Here is a 25971-nt window from a genome sequence, read left to right on the forward strand (position 1 = left end):
GGCCCTCACTGGCCGGAGTAGCGCGGCGCTCTCTTGTCGAGAAGGGCGTCCACGGCCTCTCCATGGTCCTTCGTATGCTGGATGATCGCCTGGAAGCTGGCAGCCAGATCCAGCGCCGATTCCAGTGGCAGCCCCGGTGATTGCCTGAGAAGCCGCTTGTTCAGCCTGATGCTTTTCGGTGGAAACGCGGTGATCTGCTCGGCCAGCGACAGGGCGGTCGGCAGAAGCGCGTCGGGTTCGGCCACATGCGTCACGAGACCCCAGTCGAGCGCCTGCTGCGCGTCGAGCGTCCTGCACGTCAACGCCAGTTCGATCGCCTTGGCGTAGCCCACCACGCGCGGCAGATACCACGCGCCGCCGTCACCGGACACCAGACCGACGCGCAGGAAGCTCTCGGCGAAGCGCGCGTTGGTCGAGGCGACGCGGATGTCGCACATGGTGGCGAGGTCCATCCCCGCGCCGATGGCATGGCCGTTGACCGCCGCGATGGCGGGCACGTCGAGCCGGTCGAACAGGCGCGGGAGCCGCTGGATATGGTTGCGGTAAGCCTCCTGCATCTCCAGCGGGGTGCCGGTGAACATGGGGTGGTCGCCGCCCCGCATGTCCTTGACGTTTCCGCCCGAGCTGAAGGCGTCGCCGTTGCCGGTCAGGACGATGCAGCCGAGGCTCGCATCGGCATTGGCGCTGCCGAGAAATTCCGCCAGCGCGTCGATCACGTCACCGGACAGCGCGTTGCGGGTGTCGGGCCGGTCGAGCGTCAGGATGGCGACCGCGCCCCTGCGCTCGATCTGGACGGCGTCGTTCATGCGGAGTTCCTTCTCTCGTCGACGATGCAGGACCAGAGGCCGTCGGGATCGCCGCAGCCCGCGCGGCCGATGGCGAGATCGCAATCGGCCTGCCGGCCCCAGTCGTCGCGCCAGGCCCACAGGCGGCGGGTGTAACGGTGCAGCTCATGCTCTTGGGTGAAGCCGATGGCGCCGAACAGCTGATGGGCCGTTGCGGCGATCACCGTCGCGGCGTGCCCGGCCTGCGCTTTCGCCGACAGCCGCAGCAGATCGCTGCCCCGGCCCTCATCCTCGGCCTCCAGCGCCGCGGCCAGCGCCGCTTCCGTGACCGCCAGCTCGCTCGCCGCTTCCGCGAGCTTGTGCTGAATGGCCTGGAACTTCACCAGCGGCCGCCCGAACTGGACGCGCGTATTGGCATAATCCGCAGTGATCTCCACCACGCGGGCCATCGCGCCCGTCATCATCGCTGCGGTGAGCAGCATGCCCTTTGCGGCGATGTGGGGTGGCAGCGGAGCCTCGGTGCCGCCGATGAGCAGCGCGGGCATCTGCGGCAGCGGCAGGACCGACTTTCTCTCGCGGTCTGATGTGCCGGCGGCTCCTGCACGCGAGGGGGGTGCGAATGAAACGGAGGCCGGAGAACCGCCTTCCGCCGCGGGGTCGATCAGCGGCAGAAGCAGCGTCTCGACGATCGGCACCGGCGCGGCATGCCATCCGCAGCGCCATGCCACGGTCGCCGCTTCGGCGAGGGTGCCGCCCAGTCCTCCGCTTTCCTCGGGCACCAGCACGAGGTGAAGCCCCGCCTCCGTCATCTCGGCGCGGAGGGTATCGGGCAGGGCGGGATCGGCATGTGCCGCCGGTTCGGACAGCCGCCTGCCGAGAAGCCGGTCCAGCGTGTCGTCGAGCATTCGTGTCTGGCTCATCGCAGACCCATCTCCCGTGCAATGATTCCCTTGAGGATTTCGCGCGTGCCACCCCGCAGGCTGAAGCTCGGCGCGCTGAGGATGGCGGTTGCCAGCGCGCCGCGGGTTGCCTCGCCTTCGTCGAAAGGGCGGATGTCCAGAATGCGGCGGGCGACCTCGGGGATCTCCTGCTCCAGCGCGGTGCCGAGATCCTTCATGATCGGCGCCAGTGCCCCGACAGTCCGGCCCGCGGCGAGCCGGCGGTTGATGAGCAGCGACAATTGCCGGATCGCCGTCAGCCGCCCGGTCAGGCGGCCGATCTCCATCGCCGCGAAGCGGTCGGGATCGCGGCCCGCCAGCTCGGCCATCACGGACAGCAGCCCGAAGGTGGACAGGAACCGGTCTGGGCCGCTGCGCTCGAAGGCGAGTTCCTCGTTGACGAGCTTCCAGCCGTCGCCCTCGGCCCCAAGCAGGTGATCCTCGGGAACGAACGCGCCGTCGAAGGTGATTTCGTTCAACTCATCCTCGCCGCGCAGGTCGCGCAGGGGCCGGACGGTGATGCCGTCGCCGCGCATGGGAACAACGAGCTGCGACAGCCCGGCGTAACGATCCTCCGTGCCCGGCGCGGTGCGGCACAGCGCGATGACGTAGTCCGCATGCTGGGCGTTGGTGGTCCAGACCTTGCGGCCGTAGACCCGATAGCCGCCGTCCACCTTGTCGGCGCGGGTGCGGATGGAGGACAGGTCCGAGCCGCTGTCGGGCTCGCTCATGCCGATGCCGATGGTGCATTCGCCGGCTGCGATGCGGGGCAGGATGGCGCGCTTCACCGCATCCGTGCCGTTCCGCATGATCTGCGGTCCGCTCTGCCGGTCGGCGATCCAGTGGGCGCCCTGCGGCGCGCCGACGGCCAGAAGCTCCTCGCAGACGACGTAGCGCTCGAAAAGCGAGCGTTCGTGGCCGCCGAACGCGCGGGGCCAGGTCATGGCGATGTAGCCGGCCGCCGCGCAGCTGCGCGAGAAGTCGCGGTCGAAGGTCGTCCAGGTCTGGCGTCCGGGCCGGATCGTGCCGCGTTCGATCTCGCCGCGCACGAAGCCGCGGACTTCGGCGCGCAGGGCGGCCTCGTCGATGACCGGGCGCGGGGCTTCCTCGTCGAAGCGGGGGAACAGATGGGTCAGGCTCATCGGCGCTGCCTTGCCTTCGCGGGGGTGCTCATGTTTCCTCCTCTCTCCGGGTCGGCCGTCGCCCCATCGCTCAGCAGGCGGTGGAGGTTCGGCACCTGCTTGCGGAAATAATCGTCTCCGAAATGGCGGGCGACGGCGCGGTGGATTTCCTCGGCGGTCTCGTCCATCCGCCCCTCGATGCGGAACAGCGGCCCGGCGACGGTGGCCGAAAAGATCCTTCCGCCCAGGACCAGCGGGACCGAAACGCCGCCGAGGTCGGGGCTGAAGGCCGAGGCGCTGCGGAACGAGCCGCGCCGCAGGGACGCGGCGATGCTCTGCTCCACCTCCTCCACGCTGAGCGGGGTGCCGGAACCGAAGCGCTCGAACACGGCCTTGCGCAGGATCGCGGCGGTCTGCGTCGCGCTCATCTGGCTCATGATGGCCTGACCCGACGCGGTGCCATGAATGGGCACCCGCTTGCCCGGCTCGGCCGTGTAACGCACCGCGTGGGCCGACGGGACCACCGCCAGAAGCACCGCGTGCTGGCCGCTCGGCGCGGCGATCCATGTCGTCTCGCCGGACCAGTCGGCAAGATCGCGAATCAGGGCAAGCGCGGCCTGCGGCAAGGGTTCCGCGCTCGCGACATCCTGCGCGAGGGCGAGCCAGCGGCCGGTCGGATAATAGCCGCCGCGCGGCTTCGGCTCGTAGAGGAAGCCGCGTTCCACCAGCGTCTGGATCAGGTTGAACGTGCTGGACCGGGGCCAGCCGAAATGGGCGGAGAGTTCCGCGAGGCTCGCGGATTTCTGCTCGCGGGCGAAATACTCCAGCAGATCAAGGACGTTGGCGGCCTGCTTCACCAGCATGGCGCGCTCCATCGATGTTTACGGTCCATGTGTGTGGACATGCTGCCCTCGAATTCCGTCAGTGTGCGATCTGGTAGTTGACATCAGGCATAGTCCGTCGAGTATGTTCATGGCAAGGGACATGATGTCTCTATATGTGGACAATGCAGCCGGGATTTCCGGTGGGAGGAAATGCCATGGGCCCCCTTTCGGGCTTGCGCATCATCGACATGACTTCCGTGCTGATGGGGCCCTATGCGACCCAGATGCTGGGCGATTTCGGCGCGGACGTGATCAAGATCGAGGCGCCGGACGGTGATCTGGTCCGCCAGATCGGCCCCGGACGCCATCCCGACATGGGACCGCTGTTCCTCAACGCCAATCGGTCCAAGCGCTCGATCACGCTGGACCTGAAGCGGCCCGAATGCCGGGATGCGCTGCTGCGGCTTTGCGAAGGCGCGGACGTCCTCGTCTACAATGTGCGGCCCAGGGCGATGGCGAGGCTCGGCCTGTCCTACGAGGATGTCGCCGCCGTCAACCCCGGCATCATCTACGCGGGCATGTTCGGCTATGCGCAGGACGGACCCTACGCCGATCGCCCGGCCTATGACGATCTGATCCAGGGGGCATCCACGCTTCCCTACCTGTTCTCGCGCGTGAACGAGGGCAAGCCGCGCTACGTCCCCACGGCCGTGGCCGACCGCGTCGTCGGGCTGGTCGCCACGAGCGCGATCCTCGCCTCGGTGGTGGAGCGGAACAGGAGCGGGCAGGGCCAGCGGCTGGACGTCCCGATGTTCGAAACGATGGTGTCCTTCGTGCTGGGCGACCACATGGGCGGCCTGACCTTCGAGCCGCCGCTGGATCACGGCGGCTATGCCCGCCAGCTTTCCGCGGATCGCCGCCCCTATCAGACGAAGGACGGCCATATCTGCGCGCTGGTCTACAATGACGGGCACTGGCGCCGGTTCTTCGCCGCCATCGGCCGCCCGGACATGCCGCAGGCCGATCCCCGCTACCGGGACTTCGTGTCCCGGATGAAGCACATCAACGAGGTCTATGGCGAGCTTGCCCAGATATTCCTGACCCGGACGACGGCCGAGTGGATGGAGCTTCTGGAAAAGGCCGATGTCCCCGCCATGCCGATGTATGATTTCGAGGGCGTCCTGAACGACCCGCATCTGGTGGCGACCGAGTTCTTCAAGACGGTGGAGCATCCCAGCGAAGGGCCCATCCGCCAGATGGACGTTCCCGCCCGGTGGTCGCGGACGCCCGCCGTGCCGGACCGGCTGGCCCCGCGTCAGGGCGAACATGCCGCCGAGATCCTGCGGGAGGCCGGCTTCTCGGAGGAGGAGATCGCCGCTCTGGGTGCCTGTGGGGCAACGGACGATTCAGCGCCCAAGGCCGCGGCAAGGATTTGAAGGGGAAACCGGAATGAACTTCGAGCTTACTCAGGATCAGGAAGCCATCCGCGATGCCGTCGCCGCCATCTGCGCGCGTTTCGGTGACGATTACTGGCTGGCCCGCGACACGGACGGCGAGTTTCCCCACGATTTCTACGCGGCGCTGGCACGCGAGGGCTGGCTGGGCATCTGCACGCCCGAGGAGCATGGCGGCTCCGGCCTCGGCATCACCGAGGCGGCGCTGGTGATGCGCACCATCGCCGAGTCCGGCGCGGGGATGACCGGCGCCTCTGCCGTCCACATCAACATCTTCGGCCTGAACCCGGTCGCCGTCTTCGGCACCGACGAGCAGAAGGCGCGGATGCTGCGGCCGATGGCCGAGGGGCGCGAGAAGGCCTGCTTCGCCGTCACCGAGCCGGACACGGGCTTGAACACGACGCAGCTGAAGCTGCGGGCGGTGAAGACGGGCGACCGTTACGTCGTTAACGGGCAGAAGGTGTGGATCTCCACCGCGCAGGAAGCAGACCGCATCCTGCTGCTGGCCCGCACCACGCCGCTGGAGGAGGTCGAGAAGGCGACGCGCGGCCTTAGCCTGTTCTACACCCGTTTCGACCGCGACCGCATCCGCGTGCGCGAGATCGAGAAGATGGGCCGCAAGGCCGTCGATTCCAACGAGCTGTTCTTCGACGAGTTCGAGATCCCCGAGGCCGATCTGATCGGCGAGGAGGGGCGTGGCTTCGAATACATCCTGCACGGGATGAACCCGGAGCGCGTGCTGATCGCGGCCGAGGCGGTGGGCCTGGGCATGCTCGCCGTGGCGCGGGCGACGAAATACGCCAAGGAACGGATCGTCTTCAACCGCCCCATCGGCCAGAACCAGGCGATCCAGCACCCGCTGGCCAAATGCTGGGCCGAGCTTGAGGCGGCGTGGATGATGGTGATGGCCGCCGCCTCGCAATACGATCGGGGCCTGCCCTGCGGGGCCGCCGCGAACGCGGCCAAGTATCTGGCCGGCGAGGCGGGATTCAAGGCCTGCGAGACCGCGGTCATGGCGCATGGCGGCTTCGGCTATGCCAAGGAATACCACGTCGAGCGCTATCTGCGCGAGGTCTTCATCCCCCGCATCGCGCCGATCAGCCCGCAGCTCTGCCTGTCCTACCTGGCCGAACGGGTCCTCGGACTGCCGAAGTCCTACTGACCGCGCGACGGCCTTTGGGAGGGGGCTTGCCGATGACGAGACTGCCGGAGCCGGTCACAGCCGCTTCTGCCGACCTGCCCCGCTGGCTGCGGGACGGGGACCGCATCCTTGTCGGTCAGGGTTCCGGCGAGCCGGCCACGCTGATGCGTCTGCTGGCCGGGGCCGCGCAGGCGCGCAGCGGGCTGACGGCCGTCATTGGGGCAACGCTGGGCCATCTGCCGGGGGCAGAGAACGGCCTGCGCTTCGAGAGCTACGGCGCGATCGGCACCGCGGCACGGCTGCCGGAGGCATCCCTTGCGGTCCTTCCCCTCCATTATTCGCAGTTCGTCGCGCGGATCGTTGATGGCCGGCTGGCCTGCGATGTCGTTTTCGTCCAGCTTTCGACGCCGGACGAGCGCGGCCATGTCTTCCTCGGCATGGGCGATCTGCACCTGATCGACGCGGCCCGCCGCGCGCGGGTGGTGATCGCCGAGATCAACCCGCATACGCCGCCCACGCCCGGCACGCGCTGGCCGGATGACCTGCCGGTGCACCTGACCGTCAGGGCAGAGGCCGCGCCGCTTGCGCCGAAGCCGGGCGACGCGGGCGACGAGGAGCGCGCGATTGCTGCCCATGTCGCCGGCCTTGTGCCCGACCGGGCCGTGATCCAGATCGGCATCGGCCGCCTGCCGGACACGATACTGGACGCCCTGCGCGGCCATCGCGATCTCGGCCTGCATTCGGGCGTTCTCAGCGATGGTGCCGCGGCGCTTGTCCGGGCCGGCGCGCTGACCAACGCGGCCAAGGAGATCGACGCCGGGGTTTCGGTCGCGGGTGTCCTCATCGGCGGCCCGTTGCTGCTGGACCATGTGCGGCAGGACCCCGCGATCGAGGTGCGCCCCACGGCGCACACCCATTCTGCGGCGGCGATCGCAAGGCTCTCTCGCTTCATGGCCATCAATTCGGCGATCGAGGTCGATCTCACCGGCCAGATCAATGCCGAACATGCCGGTGGCCGCCGCGTCGGCGGGACCGGCGGGCAGGTGGATTTCACCCGAGCGGCCCAGGTTTCGCCGGGCGGGCGGGCCATCGTCGCGCTGCCGTCCACCGCGCGGGCCGGTTCCGTCTCGCGCATCGTCCGGCGTGCCGCCAGCGTGACGGTGGCGCGGGCCGACGCCGACACGGTCGTCACCGAATGGGGCGTGGCCGAGCTTGCGGGCGTTCCGCTGGCCGAACGCGCCCGGCGCATGATCGAGATTTCCGCACCGCAGTTCCGCGAGGATCTGGCACGCTACTGGCACGACGAGGGGAGGCATCGCCATGGCTGAGGGCGGCCCGCTGCGCGGCATCCGCATCGTCGAGATGGTCGGCATCGGCCCCGCGCCGTTCGCGGCCATGATCCTGGCCGATCTGGGGGCCGAAATCATCCGCATCGACCGCCCCGCGCCGTCAGGCAACGGCATCCCGCGCGCCCCGCGCTTCGACCTCGTCGCGCGCGGCCGCCGGGCGGTGGCGCTCGACCTGAAGCGCCCCGAGGCGGTCGCCTGCGTCCTCGATCTGGTGGAAAACGCCGATGCGCTGATCGAGGGGTTCCGCCCCGGCGTGATGGAGCGGCTGGGCCTCGGGCCGGAACCCTGCCGCGCGAGGAACCCGCGCCTCGTCTATGGCCGGCTCACCGGCTGGGGGCAGGACGGGCCGCTCGCCCGGACCGCCGGGCACGACCTCAACTACCTCGCGCTCACCGGCGTTCTCGACATGATCGGGCGCGAGGACGGGCCGCCGGTCCCGCCGCTGAATCTCGTCGCGGATTATGCGGGCGGCAGCCTGATGCTGGTGGCCGGGCTGCTCGCCGCGCTGGTGAACGCGCAGCGCACGGGCGAAGGGCAGGTGGTGGATGCCGCGATGGTGGACGGCGTCGCGCTGCTCGGCACGGCGATGACGGGGCTGCGCGCCGCCGGGTTGCATGACGGGCCGCGCGGCACCAACATCCTCGACGGCGGCGCGCCCTATTACGATGTCTATCCCTGCGCGGACGGCAAGTATCTCTCGGTCGCGCCGATCGAGGCGAGGTTCCGCGCCGTGTTTCTGGAAGGTCTCGGCTTCGATCCGGCCGGTTTCCCCGACATGGACGACAAAAGCGTATGGCCAGACGCCCGGCGCCTCATCGGCGCGCGCCTTGCCGAGCGGCCTCGCGACGAATGGTGCGCCATCTTCGAGGGGCGGGAGGCTTGCGTTGCCCCGGTGCTGACGCTGGGCGAGGCGCCCGGCCACCCGCACAACGCCGCGCGCGGCACCCATGTCTCGGTCGGCGGCATCGTGCAGCCGGCCCCGGCCCCGCGCTTCGAGAGAACGCCGCCGCCGCTGCCCGAACCGCCCGAGGACCACCCCGGCGCCGACGGGGCCGCGCTTCTGAAGGAGTGGGGCGTCGAGGCCGCGCGCGTCGAGAGCCTGATCGAAACCGGCGCGCTGGGCGCGCAGCGATAGAAAGAGAAACCGCTATGGCAGGTCTGTATTTCGAGGACTTCACCGTGGATCGGCATTTCCGCCATCCGCTGACCCGCACGGTGAACGAGGCGGACAACACGATGTTCAGCCTGATGACGATGAATCCGCAGCCCCTGCATATCGATGCGCATTTCTCGGAAGGGACCGAGTGGGGCCAGCGCCTGTTCAACTCGCTGATGACGCTGGCGATCATGATCGGCATGTCGGTGCAGGATACGACCCTCGGCACCACGGTCGGCAATCTGGGCATGAGCGACGTGCGCTTCCCCAAGCCCGTGTTTCACGGCGACACGCTGCGGTCCGAGACGCGCGTCATCTCTGCCCGCGAGAGCAAGTCGCGCCCCGATGTCGGCATCGTGGAGTTCGAGCATACCTGCTTCAATCAGCGGGATGAGGTGGTGGCGACATGCCGCCGGGCGGCGATGATGTGGAAACGGAAGGACGGATGATGCGCTCGTTCCTCTTTGTTCCCGGCGACAGCGCCCGCAAGTTCGAGCGCGCGCGCGAAGGCGCCGCCGACGCCCTGATCCTCGATCTCGAGGATTCGGTCGCCGCGGGCCAGAAGGATGCGGCGCGTGAGATCACCGCGACCATGCTGTCGGCGGAACGCGGCCCCCAGGCGCTGTTCGTGCGGGTCAATGCGCTCGATACCGGCCGGACGCTGGGCGATCTGGCCGCCGTGATGCCGCTGCGCCCGGACGGGATCGTCCTGCCGAAATGCGCGAGCGCGGCCGATGTCGCGCGGCTTTCGAACTATCTCGACGCGTTCGAGACCGCCGCCGGTCATGAGACCGGGGCGACGCGCATCGTCGGCGTCGCCACCGAAACGGCGGAATCGATCTGGAACCTTGGCGGCTACAAGGGCGCCAGCCCGCGCCTCTGGGGCATCATGTGGGGCGGAGAGGATCTGGCCGCCTCGCTCGGCGCGACCGAGAACAACGTGGACGGCGCGTTCACCAGCCCTTTCATGCTGGCGCGCAATCTCTGCCTGATGGGGGCGGCGGCGGCGGGGATCGTCGCGATCGACACCGTCAGCACCCGCATCAAGGATCTGGAGCATGTCGAGGCGGAAGCGCGGGCGGCCCGGCGCGACGGCTTCGGGGCCAAGGCCGTCATCCATCCGACCCATGTCGAGATCGTCAACCGCGCCTTCACGCCGACAGAGGCCGAGGCGGCATGGGCGCAGCGGGTCGCCGCGGCCTTTCGCGACGATCCCGAGGCCGGCGTCGTGACCATCGACGGGCGGATGATCGACAAGCCGCATGAACGCGCGGCGCAGAAGATCCTCGCCGCGCTCCGGCGCTGACGACAGCAGGAACGGGAGGGAGGCCCGAAACGCATGTTAGGACCCACGGAAGCAAAGAACGACACCGGGCTCTCGGCGATCCTCGCCCGCGCGGAAACCGCGCTGGTGTTCCTGTCCGGTGTGTCGCTGGCGGTGATCATGGTGGTGGTCGTCGCCGACGTCACCATGCGCTACGCATTCCAGCGCCCGCTGGGCTGGAGCTACGATCTCATCGGCACCTATCTGATGGTCTGCGTGTTCTTCTTCGCGCTGTCCGACACGCTGCACCATCACGGCCATATCGCCATCGACATCTTCGCGCCGAAGCTTCCGCGGCGGCTCGTGCATATCTCGCTGGCGGTCGGCTACGGGTTGTCGGCGCTGCTTCTTGCGATGATCGCCTGGCAGGCGTGGCACCGGACCTCCGCCGCATGGAACGCGAACAACCTGATCAGCGCCACCGTGCCCTGGCCGACCTGGCCGTCGTATTTCATGGTCGTCGTCGGCGCGGCGCTCGTCACCATGCGGACCGCCCTGCGCACGCTCACCCACGCCGCGTCGTTCGTGACCGGGCAGGAGCTGGCCGACCTGCCGCCCCCGCCCATCACGGCACCCCATGAATCGGAGCATGGCGTATGACCGTCACGATCGTCCTTCTGATCCTGGCCTTCTTCCTCGTGGTGGGGCTGCCGGTCGCACTGTCGATGGCGGTATCCGGCGCTGTCGGCCTCTACATGCTCGGCGGGATGCAGTTCCTGACCGGCATCCTGCGCACCTCGCCGCTGTCCACGGCCAACAGCTATGAGATCATCACCATTCCGATGTTCATCCTGATGGCCGAGTTCGTCATCATCTCGGGCGTCGCGAACGACCTGTTCCGCTCGGCCAGCATCTGGGTCGGGCGCCTGCGCGGGGGCCTTGCCATGGCGACGGCGTTGGCGGGCGCGGGGTTCGGCGCGATCTCGGGCTCATCGACGGCGGCGGCGGCGACGCTCGCCTCGACCTCCATGCCCGCGATGCTGCGCGAGGGGTATGACCCAAAGCTGGCCGGCGGGGTGGTGGCCATCTCGGGCACGCTGGCGATGCTGATCCCGCCGTCGATCGCGCTGATCCTTTACGGCATCATTGCCGACGTGGCGATCGGCGATCTGCTGATCGGCGGCGTCATTCCGGGGCTGATCGTGACGCTGGCGATCATCCTGACGGTCGCCTTCATCGTGCGGATCGACCGCGACTCAGCACCCGCCGGACGGGCCTACACGATGCGCGAGAAGTTCGCCTCGCTGAGGACGGTGGGCCCCATGCTGATCCTGCTCATCGCGGTCAGCGGCTCGATCTATTCGGGGTTCGCGACGCCCACGGAAGCCGCGGGCCTCGGCGCCTTCGTCGCCATGCTGATCGCGCTGTGGGAGCGCAAGCTGACCCTGCGCGGCTTCTGGCACGCCCTGCGCTCGACCGCGCAGACGAGCTGCATGATCCTGTTCATCATCCTCGGCGCGCATGTCTTCGGCTATTTCCTGACGCTGTCGCGCGTGACCAACGATCTGAGCATGTGGGTCGGCGCGCTGGAGCTGTCGCCGACCCTCATCATGATCATCATCCTGTTCGGCTACATCATCCTCGGCTTCTTCATGGACCAGATCGCGATCCTGATCCTGACCGTTCCCGTGATGTTGCCGGTCGTCATGCAGCTTGGCTACGATCCGGTGTGGTTCGGCGTCATCGTGGTCATCACCGCCGAGGTCGGGATGGTGACGCCGCCGATGGGCATGAACGTCTTCGTCGTCGCCCGCTACACCCGAAGGCCGCTGGGCGAGCTGTTCCGGGGCGTCATGCCCCACGTCTGGGCGCATCTGATCGTCATCGCCCTGATGCTGGCCTTCCCGGCGCTGATCCTGTGGCTGCCCTCGACGATGTGACGAAACCGCAAACCAAGAACGAAAACTGGGAGAGATCGAAATGAAACTGAACGCTTCCTTCACCGCAGCCGCCCTGTGCAGCGTGGCGGCGCTGGCGTCCGGCACCGCCTCGGCCGAGACGCTGCGCCTCGCCGACAGCTTTCCGGTCGGGCACTACATCGCCGAGAACATGACCAAGGTCTGGATGGACCGGGTCACCGAACTGACGAACGGCGAGATCGAATTCGAGTATTATCCCGCCGAGCAGATGGGCAAATCCAAGGACCTGATGTCGCTGGCCCAGACCGGCGTCATCGACATCGGCTATGCGGGCGTGTCCTATCTCGCCGACAAGCTGCCGCTGGCGGCGGTGGGCGAACTGCCCGAGGCGTTCACCCAGTCCTGCCAGGGGACCAACGCCTACTGGACCATCGCCAAGCCGGGCGGGGTTCTCGACCAGGCCGAGCTTGCGCCGCAGGATGTGCGGATGCTGTTCGTCATGGTGCTGTCGCCCTATCAGGTCATGACCGCGCGGAAGGAGATCACCGGCGGCGACAGTTTCCGCGGGCTGAAGCTGCGCACCACCGGCGGCACCAAGGAGATTGCGGTCGAGCTGCTGGGCGCCACCCCGATCTCGATCCCCGCGCCGGAAACGCGCGAGGCGCTGTCGCGCGGCACCATCGACGGCGTGCTGTTCCCCCATTCCAGCGTCCTGCCCTACGGGCTGGAGCCCGAGCTGAAATGGGGCACGCAGGACATGAACTTCGGCTCGTTCGTGGCCAGCTACGTCATCAGCGAGGACCGCTGGCAGCAGCTCTCGCCCGAGGTCCAGAAGGCGATGACCGACGCGGCAGAGGAGGTGATCGTTTCCGCCTGCGCCATCGGCGAGGAAATGGACCTTCAGGACAAGCAGGAGATGGCGGACGCCGGCGTGACCTTCGTCTCGCTGCCGGATGCCGACAAGGCGAAGATCGAGGCCGACCTCGCCGGGATCGGCGAGCAATGGGCCGCCGATCTGGACGCGCGCGGGCTGGCGGGCACCGAAGTCCTGACCGCCTTCCGCGAGGCGCTGGCCGCCGAAACCGGGGGCGAGGCTGCGGTCGCAGAAGCGCCGGCAGACGCGCCCGCCGCCGAGACTGCCGCCGAGACTGCGGCCGAGCCCGCCGCCGAGCCCGCCACCGAGACTGCGGCCGGCCAGTAAGGCACCGGCCTGACCAGCTGCCCGGCCTTGCGCCGGGCGGCCATTTCCCACAGCGGCGAACATGACGTCCTTGACAGACAAGCCCCCTCTGGAAGCGCCTACCGGGCGTTCGATCGCGATCATGGCGGGTATCGTCGTGGCTACGGGCTTCCTGTTCAACTTCGTCGTGCGGGGCGTGGTGGACACCTTCATGGTGTTCATCCTGCCGCTCGAGGCCGAGTTCGCGTGGAGCCGCTCGACCCTGACCGGCGTCTATTCGGCCTATCTGATCGTCGCGGGGCTGGCCTCGCCCCTCTCCGGCACGTTGGTCGATCGTTGGGGGCCGCGCTGGACCTACGCGCTCGGCCTCGTCGTGCTTGCCTGCGGCATGGGCGCCGCGTCGATGGCGAACGCGCTGTGGCAGATCTACCTGTTTCACGGCGTGTTCGGCGGCATCGCCGCGGCGTGTCTGGGCATCGTGCCGGCGGCGGCCCTGATCGGGCGCTGGTTCGACCGCAAGCTGAGCGTTGCGGTGGCCTTCGCCTATGCGGGCTTCGGCTCGGGCATTCTCGTCATCGTGCCGCTGACGCAGGGGCTGATCGACGGCGACGGCTGGCGGTCCGCCTATCGCACGCTGTCGATCCTGCTGCTGAGCCTCCTGCCGGTCCTCATGCTGCTTCCGTGGGAGCGGATCGCCCGCGGCAACCCGGCGCTGATGGCGGCGCGCCGCGTGCCGGATCAGGCGGCGGCGGGCTCATCCGCTGCCCCGACAGGGGCGGGGGCGCGGGGCTGGAGCATCGGAACGGCGGCCCGCACGCCCGAATTCTGGCTGCTGGTCCAGTGCTTCTTCTTCACTGCCTGCTCCACCTACAGCGTCGTCGTGCAGACCATCAGCTTCCTCGTGGACGAGGGATATCCCGCCATCGAGGCCGCGTTCGCCTTCGGGGCCTCGGGCATGCTGTCTATCGTGGGCGTGCTCGGCTCCGGCTGGCTCGCGGCCCGCAAGGGCTTTCGCTACACGGTCACGCTGTCCTTCACGGCGACGCTCATCGGCATCCTCGCCCTGCTGAGCTTTTCCTTCGTGCCGGCCGGTTGGCTGGTGCTGGTCTATGTCCTCGCCTTCGGCGTCAGCCAGGGCGCGCGCGGGCCGGTCATCTCCACCCTGTCCACCCGCATCTTCGCGCGCGGGCAGGTGGGTGCGATCTTCGGCGTGATCTTCATGACGATGTCGTTCGGCTCGGCGCTCGGGGCGTGGATCACCGGGTTCCTGCACGATCTGACGGGCGACTACCGCGCCGCCTTCCTGTTCTCGGCGGCGAGCGTCGTGGGCGCGGTGTCGCCGTTCTGGTATTCATCGCGGCTCAGGAACCCGGCGCCTCTGCCCTGGCCTCCGGCGCCGCTTCCGCAAAGGGAGAATGACTCATGAAGCTGCTCGGCGAAGGCTTTCACTGGGACGAACTGACGGTCGGCGACCGCTTCCGCACCTTCGGGCGCACCATCACCGAAACCGATATCGTGAACTTCGTGTCCTCCGTCGGGATGCTGGAGGCGCTGTTCCTGGATGCGGAATATCGCGCCGCCCATTCGGCGATCGGCGGCAGACCTGCGCCCGCGGCCCTCGTCTATGCCATCGCCGAAGGCATGGTCCTGAATGCCACGGGGCAGGGCACGGGGCTGGCCTTCCTGCATATGGAGCTGAACGTCGAGGGCCCGGTGATGCAGGGCGACACGATCCATGTCGAGATCGAGGTGACCGAGGTGCGCCCCGCCAGGAAGAACAACCGCGGGCTGGTGCGGACGAGGAACAGCGTCGTCAACCAGCGGGGAGAGACCGTCATCACCTACACGCCGCTTCGCCTGATGGCCGGCAGCGCCGGGGCGGATGGCGCGGCATGAGGGGGGCCACCGAAACCGTGCTGGACGCGATCACCGGGCGCCGCTCGATCCGGGCCTTCCTGCCGACGCCGGTCGAGCGCGCAACGGTGGAGCGCATCCTTGCCGCGGGGGCCCGCGCCCCGTCGGGCAGCAATATCCAGCCGTGGCAGGCGGTGGTGCTGACCGGCACCGCATTGAAGCAGTTCACCGACCACCTGACCGCCCACGCGCTCGCCGGGGCGCCCGGCGAGAAGGAGTATGCCTATTATCCGCGGCACTGGCGCGAGCCCTATCTGGCCCGGCGGCGCAAGGTGGGATGGGATCTCTACGGCGCGCTGGGGATCGGCAGGGGCGACCACGAGGCCACCGCCCGGCAGCACGCCCGCAACTACGCGTTCTTCGATGCGCCGGTGGGCATGATCTTCACGATGGACCGCGACATGGAGATCGGCAGCTGGCTCGATCTCGGCATGTTCCTGCAGAATATCATGATCGCCGCGCGGACGTTCGGCCTTGACACCTGCCCGCAGGCGGCTTTCGCCCACTACGCCCCGACGGTCGCGCGGCTGCTGGACATCCCCGAGGGGCGGCAGGTCATCGTCGGCATGGCGCTGGGTCACGCCGACAGGGCCGCGCCGGAGAACGGCTTTGCGACCGAGCGTGAGACGGTCGCCTCCTTCACGCGCTTCGTCGAGACCTTGCCGCAGGCGGGCGATGCGGGCCGCGAGAGGGTCGATCAGGTCGCTGGCTCCGCGGCCGACATGGCGATGAACGGATGATCGAAATCGGCGATGACACGGCGGCGCGTCGCCATCTGCGCCACCAGCGCGGCCGGAAAGCCTGCTTCGAGGCTGGGCTCAGCGGGGCGCGGGCGATGGGACCGCGTTGTGAGAGTGGATATCCGCAGACGCACGCGCGATCATCCCGCGTCAAAGGGAGGCTCGGCATGGCGCAGGACATCTTTGTCACGGTCAGTGGCCCTGTGGCTTCGATTCACGCGGAGGATCGCGCCTGATGAACATCGCGCAGTGGCTTTATCAGTCCGCTCTGGCGCGGCCTTCGGCGCCGGCGATCAAGGTCGGAGAGGGGGTCTTCTGCGACTACGCCACGCTCGCCCGCCGGGCCGAGGCGCTGTCGCGGCATCTGGCCGGCCGCGGCGTGGGGGCGGGCGACCGGGTCGCGCTGTTCGCCGCGAACTGCGCGGAGTATCTGGAAATCCTGCATGCCTGCTGGTGGATCGGCGCGACGGTGGTGCCGGTGAACTACAAGCTGCACCCGCGCGAGGCCGCGTGGATACTTGAGGACTGCGCCGCCCGCGTGATCCTCACCCGCAGCGGCGAGATGGCGGATGCGGGGCTGCTGCCCGAGGGCTGCGCCGAAATCGCCATCGACTCGGAGGCCTATCGCGTGGCGGCCCGGCCCGGCGCGGACCTCACGCGCCCGCCGTCGCTGCAAGGCGACGCGGTGGCATGGCTCTTCTACACTTCCGGCACGACCGGGCGGCCCAAGGGGGTGATGCTCAGCCACGCAAACCTGATGGCGATGAGCTTTTCCTATGCGATGGACGTGGACCGGATCGAACCGGGCGATCACAGCCTCTACGCCGCGCCGATGTCGCATGGTGCGGGGCTTTACGCGCTGCCCTATATCCGCGCAGGCGCCGCCCATGTGATCCCGGTGTCCGGCGGGTTCGACCCGGCCGAGATCATCGGGCTGGCGGGCAGTCTGGGTGGCCTCTGCTTCTTCGCCGCACCGACCATGGTCAAGCGGCTGGTGACGGCGGCGAAGGCGGCCGGGTTCGCGGGCGAGGGGATCAAGTCCATCGTCTATGGCGGCGGCCCGATGTATGGCGCCGATCTCGACGAGGCGCTGGCGCAGTTCGGCCCCCGCTTCATCCAGATCTACGGCCAGGGCGAGACGCCGATGACCATCTCGGTCCTGCCGCGCGATCTTGTCGCGGATCGCAGCCACCCGGACTGGCGCGCCCGGCGCGATTCCGTAGGCTTCGCGCAGGCCCCGGTCGAGGTCGAGATCAGGGGCGCCGATGGCGCCCGCCTGCCGCCCGGCGAGACGGGCGAGATCATGGTGCGCGGCGCGACCGTCATGCTGGGCTACTGGAACCGCCCCGAGGCCACGGCCGAGACCATCGTGGATGGCTGGCTGCGCACCGGCGATCTGGGCCGCATGGACGCCGACGGGTTCCTGACGCTGACCGACCGCTCCAAGGACGTCATCATCTCGGGCGGCACCAACATCTACCCGCGCGAGGTCGAGGAGGCGCTGCTGCTGCACCCCGAGGTCCACGAGGTCTCGGTGATCGGCACCCCCGACCCCGACTGGGGCGAAAGCGTCGTCGCCTTCGTCGTCACCGTGCCCGGCAGGGACTGCGACGCCGCCACGCTGGACGGCTGGTGCCGAACCCAGATCGCCGCCTTCAAGCGTCCCAAACGCTACATCTTCACCGACGCGCTGCCCAAGAACAGCTATGGCAAGGTGCTGAAGACCGAACTGCGCGAGCGGGCAGGCACCGAAGTTTGAACCCGCCGTGAGGGGATCGCCTTTGGTATGGGTTGACTTGGGGCGCCATGGCCGCAACGCTCAAGGCTCATGCCAACTTGTGAGGAGGTAATCGCATGACCTGGTCGAAGCCCAAGGCGGTCGAAGTGAAGTGCGGGATGGAAATCAACATGTATGGTCCCGCCGAGGATGATCGCGACGCCCGCGACGTTCTCTGACCGTCCGCAGGGATGAAACTCACGATACTTGGGGCAGCCGCCGGTGGGGGGCTGCCCCAATGGAATTGCGGTTGCGCGAACTGCGACGACGCGCGCGCCGGCCGGATCGCGCGGATGACGCAGTCCTCGGTCGCCGTATCGGTCGCGGGCGAGCGTGTGATCCTGAACGCCTCGCCCGACATCCGCGCGCAGCTTGACGCATGCGGCCTGCACCCGGCGGGCCTGCGCGGCAGCCCGGCCGCATCCGTGGTGCTGACCAACGGCGACGTGGATCACGTCGCGGGCCTCCTGAGCCTGCGCGAAAGCTCGCCTTTCACCGTCCACGCGACGTCGGCGACGCTGGACATCCTGCGCCAGCCGATCTTCCGCGTCCTGAACCCCGACCATGTGAGCCAGTCGCCGATCGCACTGGACCAGCCGTTCCAGCCGGTGCCGGGGCTGACCGTCACGCCCTTCGCCGTGCCCGGCAAAGTCGCGCTGTATCTGGAGGAGGGCGAGCCCGACACGGCGCTGATGGGCGAGCAGACAGTGGGCCTGAAGCTGGAGGCGGATGGCCGCACGGCCTTCTACATCCCCGGCTGCGCGGCCGTGACCGGCGATCTGCTGGCGCGGCTGGACAGGGCCGATCTGCTGATGTTCGACGGCACCGTCTGGGCGAATGACGAGATGGCCCGCACCGGCACCGGCGCCAAGACCGGCGCGCGCATGGGGCACATGGCGATGTCGGGGCCCGAGGGCAGCATCGCCTGCCTCGCCGGGCTGACGGGAACGCGGCGCGTCTTCGTCCATATCAACAACACCAACCCCGTGCTGCAACCCGGCTCGCCCGAACGGGCCGAGCTTGAGGCGGCGGGCTGGGAACTTGCCCATGACGGGATGGAGATGACCCTGTGAACGACCTCACCCCCAACCGTTCCGCCTTCGAGGCGCGGCTGCGCCAGATCGGCGTCGAGCGCTATCACGACAAGCACCCGTTCCACGCCCTGCTGCATTCCGGCGGTTGCACCATCGATCAGGTCCGGGCCTGGGTCATCAACCGCTATTATTACCAGTCCCGCATCCCGATGAAGGATGCGGCCTTCATAAGCCGCGTCGAGGACCCGGCGCTGCGCCGCGCGTGGCGCTCGCGCATCGAGGATCATGACGGCACCGAGGGCCAGCCCGGCGGCATCTGGCGCTGGCTGCGGTTGGCCGAAGGGGTGGGGCTCGACCCGGACTACGTCGCCTCGACGCGCGGCGTCCTGCCCGCGACGCGCTTCGCGGTGGATGCCTATGTCCGCTATGTCCGCGAACAGCCGCTGCTGGCGGCGGTGGCCTCGTCGCTGACGGAGCTTTTCGCCCCCGCGATCCACGAGCAGCGCATCGCCGGGCTGCTGGCGCATTACGATTTCGCCAACCCGCAGACGATCAGCTATTTCCAGCACCGCCTGACCGAGGCGCCCAAGGACGTCGCCTTCGGGCTCGGCTGGGTGCTGGACCACGCCCGGACCGCCGAGCAGCAGGACCAGGCGACCGCCGCGCTGATCTTCAAGACGGACGTGCTGTGGGCGCAGCTGGACGCGCTGCACTCGGCCTATGTCGCCCCCGGCCGCATCCCGCCGGGCGGCTGGCAGCCGGGCGAGGGGCTGCTGGAGCGCGCGCCATGACCGGCGCGGACCGCCCCTTCCTGCCGCGCGGGGTGCGGCTGCATCACGACCGGGTGCGGGATGTGCCGGTGCTGCTGGGGCCGGAAACCGCGCTGATGCTGGACCCGGTGGGTCAGGCGGTGCTGGCCGAGGTGGACGGGCAGCGCGATATCGCTACGATCAGCGCGGCGCTGGCCGAACGCTACGCGGCGCCCGTCGAGATGATCGAGGGCGACGTGATCGAGTTCCTGAACGACATGGCCCTGCGCCGGCTGGTGGAGGCGAGATGACCGCATTGAACCCCGTCTTGGCACCCGCCCAGCAGGTCAGGCCCCGGCCCGCACCGCCGCTGGCGCTGCTGGCCGAACTCACACATCGCTGCCCACTGTCCTGTCCCTATTGCTCGAACCCGCTGGAACTGACCGCCCGCAACGGCGAGCTGACGACCGAGCAATGGGCCGACGTCTTCCGGCAGGCGGCCGATCTGGGCGTGCTGCAACTGCATCTGTCAGGCGGCGAGCCTGCCTCGCGTCCCGATCTGGTGCAGATCGTCGCGGCGGCCCGAGAGGCGGGGCTTTACACCAACCTCATCACCTCCGGGATCGGCTTGACGGGCAAGCGGCTGGATGAGCTGGACGCCGCCGGGCTCGACCATGTGCAGTTGTCCGTGCAGGGCGTGAATGCCGGGATCGCCGATCATGTCGGCGGCTACAAGGGCGGGTTCGACCGCAAGATGCTGGTCGCGGCCGAGATCGCGCGGGTCGGCTTTCCGCTGACCATCAACGCCGTCATGCACCGGCACAACCTTCCCGATCTGCCCCGGACCATCGCGCTGGCGCATGAGCTCGGCGCCCGCCGGATCGAGATCGCCTGCGTCCAGTTCCAGGGCTGGGCGCTGAGGAACCGCGCCGCCCTGCAGCCCACGCGCGAGCAGGTGGACGAGGCCAAGCGCATCGTGGCATCGGCGCGGGCGGAATATGCGGGGAGGCTGGCCATCGACTTCGTGCCGCCCGATTACTTCGCGGATTTCCCAAAGGCCTGCATGAACGGCTGGGGCTCGACCGGGCTGAATGTCGTGCCCGATGGCAAGGTGCTGCCCTGCCACGCCGCCGAGATCATTCCGGGGCTGGAGTTCCAGAACGTCCGGACGACGCCGCTGGCCGAGATCTGGAACGATGGCGCGGCCTTCAACGCCTTCCGCGGCACCGACTGGCTGCCCGAGCCGTGTCAGAGCTGCGATCGGCGCGACATCGACTTCGGCGGCTGCCGCTGTCAGGCGATGGCGATCGCGGGGGATGCGCGGGCGACCGATCCGGTCTGCCGCCACTCGCCCCACCGCGCCGCGCTGGACGCGATCATCGCGACCGAGACGGACGCGCCGCCGCCGGTCTTCGAATACCGCCGGATGCCGCGCTGACGGTCAGGGCACGGCGCGCGCCCGCGGGGATCAGACAGTAACGCGGGGCAGGCCCAGCCCGCCCGAGGCCGCCTCGACCGCAATCGCGTCCAGCCCAGAGCCATCCTTCAGCGCGATCTCCTGCAACTGACGGCGCATCCCCGGCGCCCAGAAATTGCGCAGATGCTCGGCCACCTTCGCGCTGGCGTCGCCGCCCGGCTGGGTGCGGAAGAACGCCGCGATCTGGTTGGCCATGCGGATCAGGTTTTCGTCGCTCATGTCGCGTCCTTCGTCATGCGCGGCGGCCTCATTCCGCGGCCGTCACGATCCGGCGCGAGCGTTCCCCGCGGGCGGCGTAATCCTGCTGCCATTCGGTCGGGCCGTTCGACTGGCTGACCTGCACGGCCGTCACCTTGTATTCGGGGCAGTTGGTCGCCCAGTCCGAAAGCTCGGTCGTGATGACGTTCGCCTGCGTGTCGGGGTGATGGAAGGTCGTATAGACGACCCCCGGCGACACGCGGTCGGTCAGCGTCGCCCGCAGGCTCGTCGCCCCCGCGCGCGAGGCGAGCTTGACCCAGTCACCTTCGTTGATGCCGCGCGTCTCGGCGTCGTGGGGGTGGATCTCCAGCAGGTCGGCGTCGTGCCAGACCGTGTTGGCGGTCCGCCGGGTCTGCGCGCCGACGTTGTATTGCGACAGGATGCGCCCGGTGGTCAGCAGCAGCGGGAAGCGGGGGCCGGTGCGTTCCTCGGTCGGAATGTATTCCGTCACGATGAACCGCCCCTTGCCGCGCACGAAACCGTCCACGTGCATGGTCGGCGTGCCTGCCGGGTTGGCCTCGTTGCAGGGCCACTGCACCGAGCCGAGGCGGTCGATCAGGTCGTAATCCACGCCGGCGAAGGTCGGCGTCGTCGCCGCGATCTCGTCCATGATCTGCGCGGGATGGGTGTAGCTCCAGCCCGCCCCCATCTCGTTGGCGAGCATCTGGGTGACCTCCCAGTCCTCGAACCCGTTGCGGGGCGCCATCACCTTGCGGACGCGGTTGATCCGGCGCTCGGCATTGGTGAACGTCCCATCCTTTTCCAGGAAGGTCGAGCCGGGCAGGAACACATGCGCGTAGTTCGCCGTCTCGTTCAGGAACAGGTCGTGGACGATGACGCAGTCCATCGCCGCAAGCGCGGCGGCGACATGGGTCGTGTCGGGGTCCGACTGCAGGATATCCTCGCCCTGACAGTAGAGGCCCTTGAAGTTGCCCGCGAGAGCGGCATCGAACATGTTGGGGATGCGCAGGCCCGGCTCGGGGTCGATCTGCACGCCCCATGCGGCTTCGAACACGGCGCGGACCTCGGGCAGCCCGACATGGCGGTATCCCGGCAGCTCATGCGGGAACGAGCCCATGTCGCACGAGCCCTGCACGTTGTTCTGCCCGCGGAGCGGGTTCACGCCGACGCCTTCGCGGCCGATATTGCCGGTCAGCATGGCGAGGTTGGCGATGCCCATGACCGTGGTCGAGCCCTGCGAATGTTCGGTGACGCCGAGGCCGTAGTAGATCGCCGCGTTGCCGCCCGTCGCATAGAGCCGGGCGGCGGCCCGCAGCGCCTCGGGATCGACGCCGGTCAGGGCCGCCGTCGCCTCGGGGCTGTGGCGCGGGTCGGCGGCGAATTCGGCATAGTGCTGGAACTCGTCCCAGTCGCAGCGCTCGCGGATGAAGGCCTCGTTGGCCAGCCCCTCGGTCACGATCACATGCGCCATCGCGGTGACGACCGCGACGTTCGTGCCCGGACGCAGCGGCAGATGCTGGGCCGCCGCGACATGTGGCGATTTCACCAGATCGATGCGGCGCGGGTCGATGACGATCAGCTTCGCGCCCTCGCGCAGCCGCTTCTTCATCCGCGAGGCGAAGACCGGATGCGCGTCGGTCGGGTTGGCGCCGATCACCATCACCACGTCGGCATGGTCCACGCTGTCGAAGTCCTGCGTGCCGGCCGAGGTGCCGAAGGCCTGCCCCAGCCCGTAACCGGTGGGCGAGTGGCAGACGCGGGCGCAGGTGTCGGTGTTGTTGTTGCCGAAGACGGCGCGGGCCAGCTTTTGGACCAGATAGGCTTCCTCGTTGGTGCAGCGCGACGAGGTGATGACCCCGATGCTGCCCCGCCCATGCGTTTCCTGCAGCCCGCGCAGGCGGCGGGCGGCGAAGGTCAGCGCCTCATCCCAGCCGACCTCGCGCCAGGGCTCGTCGATGCTGTCGCGGATCATCGGGCTGAGGATGCGGTCCTGATGCTGGGCGTAGCCATAGGCGAAGCGGCCCTTGACGCAGCTGTGGCCGTGGTTCGCCTTGCCGTGCTTCCAGGGCACCATGCGGACAAGCTGGTCGCCGTTCAGCTCGGCCTTGAAGTTGCAGCCGACGCCGCAATAGGCGCAGGTCGTGATGACCGAACGCTGCGGAACGCCAAGCTCGATCACCGAGTTTTCCTGAAGCGTCGCAGTGGGGCAGGCCTGCACGCAGGCGCCGCAGCTGACGCAGTCCGAGGTCAGGAAATTGTCGCCCGCCTCGCCCGCCGCCACGACGCTGTCGAAGCCGCGCCCGGCGATGGTCAGCGCGAAGGTGCCCTGCACCTCCTCGCAGGCGCGCACGCAGCGGCTGCAGACGATGCATTTGGCGGGGTCGAAGGTGAAATAGGGATTGGATTCGTCCTTGGGCAGCCAGCGGGGATTCGCCTCGCCGCTGCTGTCGCGCGGGGCGAAGTGGTTCGCGACCTGCGGGGCGGCGTCATAGCGGACATCGCGCAGGCCCACGGCGCCGGCCATGTCCTGAAGTTCGCAGTCGCCATTCGCCGCGCAGGTCAGGCAGTCGAGCGGGTGGTCCGAGATGTAAAGCTCCATCACCCCGCGGCGCAGGTGGCGGATCCTGTCGGATTGCGTGCGCACGATCATGCCCGGCGCCACCGGCGTCGTGCAGGAGGCGGGGGTGCCGCGCCGCCCCTCGATCTCGACCACGCAGAGGCGGCACGAGCCGAAGGCTTCAAGGCTGTCGGTCGCGCAGAGCTTGGGCACCTCGATCCCCGCCAGCGCGGCGGCGCGCATGACGGACGTGCCCTCGGGCACCGTCACGTCGAAGCCGTCCACGGTCAGCGTCACGGGCGCGCCGGTCCGGGGGGGCGTGCCGAGGTCGCGGTCGTCCCACGGGATGATGATGTCCTTCATGCCGCTTCCTCCCTGCGGGGGGTGAAGTCTTCGGGGAAATGGGTCAGCGCCGACATCACCGGGAAGGGCGTGAACCCGCCGAGCGCGCACAGCGAGCCGTCGCGCATCGTCTCGCACAGATCGGTCAGCAGCGGGATGCCCGCGGGATCGCCCGCGGCGATGCGGTCGATGGTTTCGACCCCGCGGACCGAACCGATCCGGCAGGGGGTGCATTTGCCGCAGGATTCCACCGCGCAGAACTCCATCGCGAAGCGGGCCATGTGCAGCATGTCGGCGCTGTCGTCGAAGACGACAAGGCCCGCATGGCCGATCAGCCCGCCCTGGGCGTCGAATTCCTCGTAACCCACGGGCGTGTCGAACTTGCCGCGTGGCATGTAGGCGCCCAGCGGGCCGCCGACCTGCACCGCCTTGACCGGGCGGCCCGAGGCGGTGCCGCCGCCGATCTCGTCCACGATCTCGCCCAGTGTCACGCCGAAGGCAGTTTCGAACAACCCGCCGAACCTGACGTTGCCGGCGATCTGAAGCGTCACGGTTCCACGCGAGCGGCCGACGCCGAAGTCCGCGTGATGCTGCGCGCCCTTCTCGAGGATGACCGGCACCGTGGCCAGGGTGATGACGTTGTTCACCACCGTCGGCCGCGCGAGGAAGCCTTCCAGCGCCGGCAGCGGCGGCTTGGCGCGGACAACGCCGCGCTTGCCCTCCAGCGAGTTCAGCAGCGCCGTTTCCTCGCCGCAGACATAGGCGCCCGCGCCGACCCGCACCTCCATGTCGAAGACGCGGCCCGAGCCGAGGATGTCAGCGCCCAGCACGCCCTCGCGCCGGGCGCTGGCGATGGCGCGTTCCATCACGTCGATGGCGATGGGGTATTCCGAGCGAATGTAGACATATCCTTGCGTCGCGTTGGTGCCGAGCCCGGCGATGGCCATGCCCTCGATCAGGCTGAAGGGGTCGCCTTCCATGATCATGCGGTCGGCGAAGGTCCCGCTGTCGCCCTCGTCGGCGTTGCAGACGATGTATTTGCGCGCGCCGGGGGCGTTCAGGACGGTGTTCCACTTGATGCCCGTCGGGAACCCCGCGCCGCCGCGCCCGCGCAGGCCGGAACGGGTGACTTCCTCGACTACCTCGGCAGGCTGCATCGCCAACGCCCGGCGCAGCCCGGTCAGGCCGCCATGCGCGGCGTAATCCGTAAGCGAAAGCGGGTCGATCAGACCGCAGCGGGCGAAGGTCAGCCGGGTCTGCCGGGCGAAGAACGGGATCTGCTCGACGGGGCCGAGGGACGGCAGCGTGCCGCCCAGCAGCGCGGGCACATCGGCGGGCGCGACCGGGCCGAACGCCTCGCGGCCGTTGCCACGGTCGATCTCGACCAGCGGCTCCAGCCAGACCATCCCGCGCGAGCCGTTGCGGATCAGCTCGATCTCCAGCCCGCGCGCCTCCGCCTCGCGCGCGATGGCCGCCGCCACGTCGCCCGCGCCGAGCGCGACCGCCGCGCTGTCCAGAGGAACCCAGATCTTCATGCGCGCATCTCCCGCAGCAGGCTGGTCACGCGGTCTTCGTCCAGCCGGGCGACGGGCCGCCCGTCCAGCATCGCGGCAGGTCCGCAGGCGCAGAGGCCGAGGCAATAGACCGGCTCGACCGTCACCGCGCCGTCGGCCGTCGTGCCGGGGCCGTCCAGCCCCAGCGCGTCCAGCGCCGCCGCCTCGACCGCCGCCGCGCCGCGTGCCTGGCAGGCCTCGGCCCGGCACAGCTTCAGCACATGCCGCCCGGCCGGCGCCTCGCGGAAATCGTGATAGAAGCTGACCACGCCATGCACCTCGGCCCGCGAGATGTTCAGCATCTGCGCGACCAGCGGCACCGCCGTGGCGGGGATGTGGCCGAAAGCGTGCTGCACATCGTGAAGGATCGGCAGCAGCGGTCCTTCGCGGCCGATATGCGCGGACACGATGCTGCGGATACCCTCATCAGGGCTGGCGTCGGTGGCGAGTGCCGGAGCGGATTGCATCTGTGATCTTT

Annotated in this window: 26 protein-coding genes; 18 read left to right on the top strand and 8 right to left on the bottom strand. The window is 68.9% G+C overall.

All coding sequences use genetic code 11. The features are described from left to right. Positions 1-5: 5 nt before the first annotated feature. The 4 genes from KTN05_RS09375 to KTN05_RS09390 are packed head-to-tail and all read right to left on the bottom strand — an operon-like array spanning position 6 to position 3707. On the bottom strand, positions 6-806 hold the full coding sequence (locus KTN05_RS09375) for an enoyl-CoA hydratase-related protein (protein ID WP_217329138.1): 801 nt from the start codon (positions 804-806) through the stop codon (positions 6-8). Continuing rightward, positions 803-1705, bottom strand: a complete 903-nt coding sequence (locus KTN05_RS09380) for an acyl-CoA dehydrogenase family protein (protein ID WP_217329139.1) — start codon at positions 1703-1705, stop codon at positions 803-805. Before KTN05_RS09380 ends, KTN05_RS09375 begins: the two co-directional genes overlap by 4 nt. After that, a complete protein-coding gene (locus KTN05_RS09385; RefSeq protein ID WP_217329140.1) occupies positions 1702-2865 on the bottom strand; it encodes an acyl-CoA dehydrogenase family protein in 1164 nt (387 codons plus the stop codon). Before KTN05_RS09385 ends, KTN05_RS09380 begins: the two co-directional genes overlap by 4 nt. Beyond that, positions 2862-3707 carry an IclR family transcriptional regulator gene (locus KTN05_RS09390; RefSeq protein ID WP_217329141.1) on the bottom strand — a complete coding sequence of 282 codons (846 nt, stop codon included), beginning with the start codon at positions 3705-3707 and terminating at the stop codon, positions 2862-2864. The genes KTN05_RS09385 and KTN05_RS09390 overlap by 4 nt, the downstream gene beginning before the upstream one ends. 176 nt (positions 3708-3883) lie before the next feature. Between KTN05_RS09390 and KTN05_RS09395 the strand changes: the two genes are divergently transcribed. The 18 genes from KTN05_RS09395 (at position 3884) to pqqE (ending at position 20783) form a co-directional block, all read left to right on the top strand. Beyond that, complete coding sequence (locus KTN05_RS09395; RefSeq protein ID WP_217329142.1) at positions 3884-5104, top strand: CaiB/BaiF CoA-transferase family protein; 1221 nt, start codon at positions 3884-3886, stop codon at positions 5102-5104. A gap of 13 nt (positions 5105-5117) precedes the next feature. Next, entirely contained in the window at positions 5118-6284 is a 1167-nt protein-coding gene (locus tag KTN05_RS09400; protein WP_217329143.1) for an acyl-CoA dehydrogenase family protein, read from the top strand. A 32-nt stretch (positions 6285-6316) separates the two neighbouring features. Beyond that, the gene (locus KTN05_RS09405; protein ID WP_217329144.1) at positions 6317-7591 is read left to right on the top strand and encodes an acetyl-CoA hydrolase/transferase family protein; all 1275 of its coding nucleotides are present in this window, start codon (positions 6317-6319) and stop codon (positions 7589-7591) included. After that, positions 7584-8747 carry a CaiB/BaiF CoA-transferase family protein gene (locus tag KTN05_RS09410; protein WP_217329145.1) on the top strand — a complete coding sequence of 388 codons (1164 nt, stop codon included), beginning with the start codon at positions 7584-7586 and terminating at the stop codon, positions 8745-8747. Before KTN05_RS09405 ends, KTN05_RS09410 begins: the two co-directional genes overlap by 8 nt. Before the next feature lie 14 nt (positions 8748-8761). Beyond that, positions 8762-9217, top strand: coding sequence for a MaoC family dehydratase (locus tag KTN05_RS09415; RefSeq protein WP_217329146.1), 456 nt, complete (start codon positions 8762-8764; stop codon positions 9215-9217). Beyond that, entirely contained in the window at positions 9217-10074 is an 858-nt protein-coding gene (locus KTN05_RS09420) for a CoA ester lyase (RefSeq protein WP_217329147.1), read from the top strand. The genes KTN05_RS09415 and KTN05_RS09420 overlap by 1 nt, the downstream gene beginning before the upstream one ends. Before the next feature lie 33 nt (positions 10075-10107). Continuing rightward, entirely contained in the window at positions 10108-10692 is a 585-nt protein-coding gene (locus KTN05_RS09425; protein WP_217329148.1) for a TRAP transporter small permease, read from the top strand. After that, positions 10689-11972, top strand: a complete 1284-nt coding sequence (locus tag KTN05_RS09430; protein WP_217329149.1) for a TRAP transporter large permease — start codon at positions 10689-10691, stop codon at positions 11970-11972. Before KTN05_RS09425 ends, KTN05_RS09430 begins: the two co-directional genes overlap by 4 nt. 40 nt (positions 11973-12012) lie before the next feature. After that, complete coding sequence (gene dctP / locus KTN05_RS09435; protein WP_217329150.1) at positions 12013-13152, top strand: TRAP transporter substrate-binding protein DctP; 1140 nt, start codon at positions 12013-12015, stop codon at positions 13150-13152. Between the two features lie 61 nt (positions 13153-13213). Next, positions 13214-14557, top strand: coding sequence for an MFS transporter (locus KTN05_RS09440; protein ID WP_217329151.1), 1344 nt, complete (start codon positions 13214-13216; stop codon positions 14555-14557). Beyond that, positions 14554-15027, top strand: coding sequence for a MaoC family dehydratase N-terminal domain-containing protein (locus KTN05_RS09445; RefSeq protein ID WP_217329152.1), 474 nt, complete (start codon positions 14554-14556; stop codon positions 15025-15027). The genes KTN05_RS09440 and KTN05_RS09445 overlap by 4 nt, the downstream gene beginning before the upstream one ends. After that, positions 15024-15785 carry a nitroreductase gene (locus KTN05_RS09450; RefSeq protein WP_254368100.1) on the top strand — a complete coding sequence of 254 codons (762 nt, stop codon included), beginning with the start codon at positions 15024-15026 and terminating at the stop codon, positions 15783-15785. The genes KTN05_RS09445 and KTN05_RS09450 overlap by 4 nt, the downstream gene beginning before the upstream one ends. Positions 15786-16020: 235 nt before the next feature. Beyond that, on the top strand, positions 16021-17544 hold the full coding sequence (locus KTN05_RS09455) for a class I adenylate-forming enzyme family protein (protein ID WP_217329153.1): 1524 nt from the start codon (positions 16021-16023) through the stop codon (positions 17542-17544). Between the two features lie 95 nt (positions 17545-17639). Further along, positions 17640-17741: a pyrroloquinoline quinone precursor peptide PqqA gene (pqqA, locus tag KTN05_RS09460; protein WP_217329154.1), complete on the top strand. Its 102-nt coding sequence runs from the start codon at positions 17640-17642 to the stop codon at positions 17739-17741. A gap of 12 nt (positions 17742-17753) precedes the next feature. After that, on the top strand, positions 17754-18635 hold the full coding sequence (pqqB, locus tag KTN05_RS09465) for a pyrroloquinoline quinone biosynthesis protein PqqB (RefSeq protein WP_217329155.1): 882 nt from the start codon (positions 17754-17756) through the stop codon (positions 18633-18635). Beyond that, on the top strand, positions 18632-19387 hold the full coding sequence (gene pqqC, locus KTN05_RS09470) for a pyrroloquinoline-quinone synthase PqqC (protein WP_217329156.1): 756 nt from the start codon (positions 18632-18634) through the stop codon (positions 19385-19387). The genes pqqB and pqqC overlap by 4 nt, the downstream gene beginning before the upstream one ends. Continuing rightward, positions 19384-19656: a pyrroloquinoline quinone biosynthesis peptide chaperone PqqD gene (pqqD, locus tag KTN05_RS09475; RefSeq protein WP_217329157.1), complete on the top strand. Its 273-nt coding sequence runs from the start codon at positions 19384-19386 to the stop codon at positions 19654-19656. Before pqqC ends, pqqD begins: the two co-directional genes overlap by 4 nt. Then, positions 19653-20783, top strand: a complete 1131-nt coding sequence (pqqE, locus tag KTN05_RS09480) for a pyrroloquinoline quinone biosynthesis protein PqqE (RefSeq protein WP_217329158.1) — start codon at positions 19653-19655, stop codon at positions 20781-20783. The genes pqqD and pqqE overlap by 4 nt, the downstream gene beginning before the upstream one ends. Before the next feature lie 30 nt (positions 20784-20813). Here the strand turns inward: pqqE and KTN05_RS09485 are convergent, their stop codons facing one another. Genes KTN05_RS09485 through KTN05_RS09500 form a run of 4 tightly spaced genes read right to left on the bottom strand, consistent with a single transcriptional unit; the run spans position 20814 to position 25960 of the window. Further along, a complete protein-coding gene (locus KTN05_RS09485; RefSeq protein WP_217329159.1) occupies positions 20814-21041 on the bottom strand; it encodes a formate dehydrogenase subunit delta in 228 nt (75 codons plus the stop codon). A 28-nt stretch (positions 21042-21069) separates the two neighbouring features. After that, the gene (gene fdhF, locus KTN05_RS09490) at positions 21070-23961 is read right to left on the bottom strand and encodes a formate dehydrogenase subunit alpha (protein ID WP_217329160.1); all 2892 of its coding nucleotides are present in this window, start codon (positions 23959-23961) and stop codon (positions 21070-21072) included. Next, a complete protein-coding gene (locus tag KTN05_RS09495) occupies positions 23958-25475 on the bottom strand; it encodes an NADH-quinone oxidoreductase subunit NuoF (RefSeq protein ID WP_217329161.1) in 1518 nt (505 codons plus the stop codon). Before KTN05_RS09495 ends, fdhF begins: the two co-directional genes overlap by 4 nt. Further along, positions 25472-25960 carry a formate dehydrogenase subunit gamma gene (locus KTN05_RS09500; protein WP_217329162.1) on the bottom strand — a complete coding sequence of 163 codons (489 nt, stop codon included), beginning with the start codon at positions 25958-25960 and terminating at the stop codon, positions 25472-25474. The genes KTN05_RS09495 and KTN05_RS09500 overlap by 4 nt, the downstream gene beginning before the upstream one ends. Positions 25961-25971 lie beyond the last annotated feature (11 nt).

It is taken from the genome of Paracoccus sp. Z118, assembly GCF_019061185.1.
Lineage (GTDB): Bacteria > Pseudomonadota > Alphaproteobacteria > Rhodobacterales > Rhodobacteraceae > Paracoccus.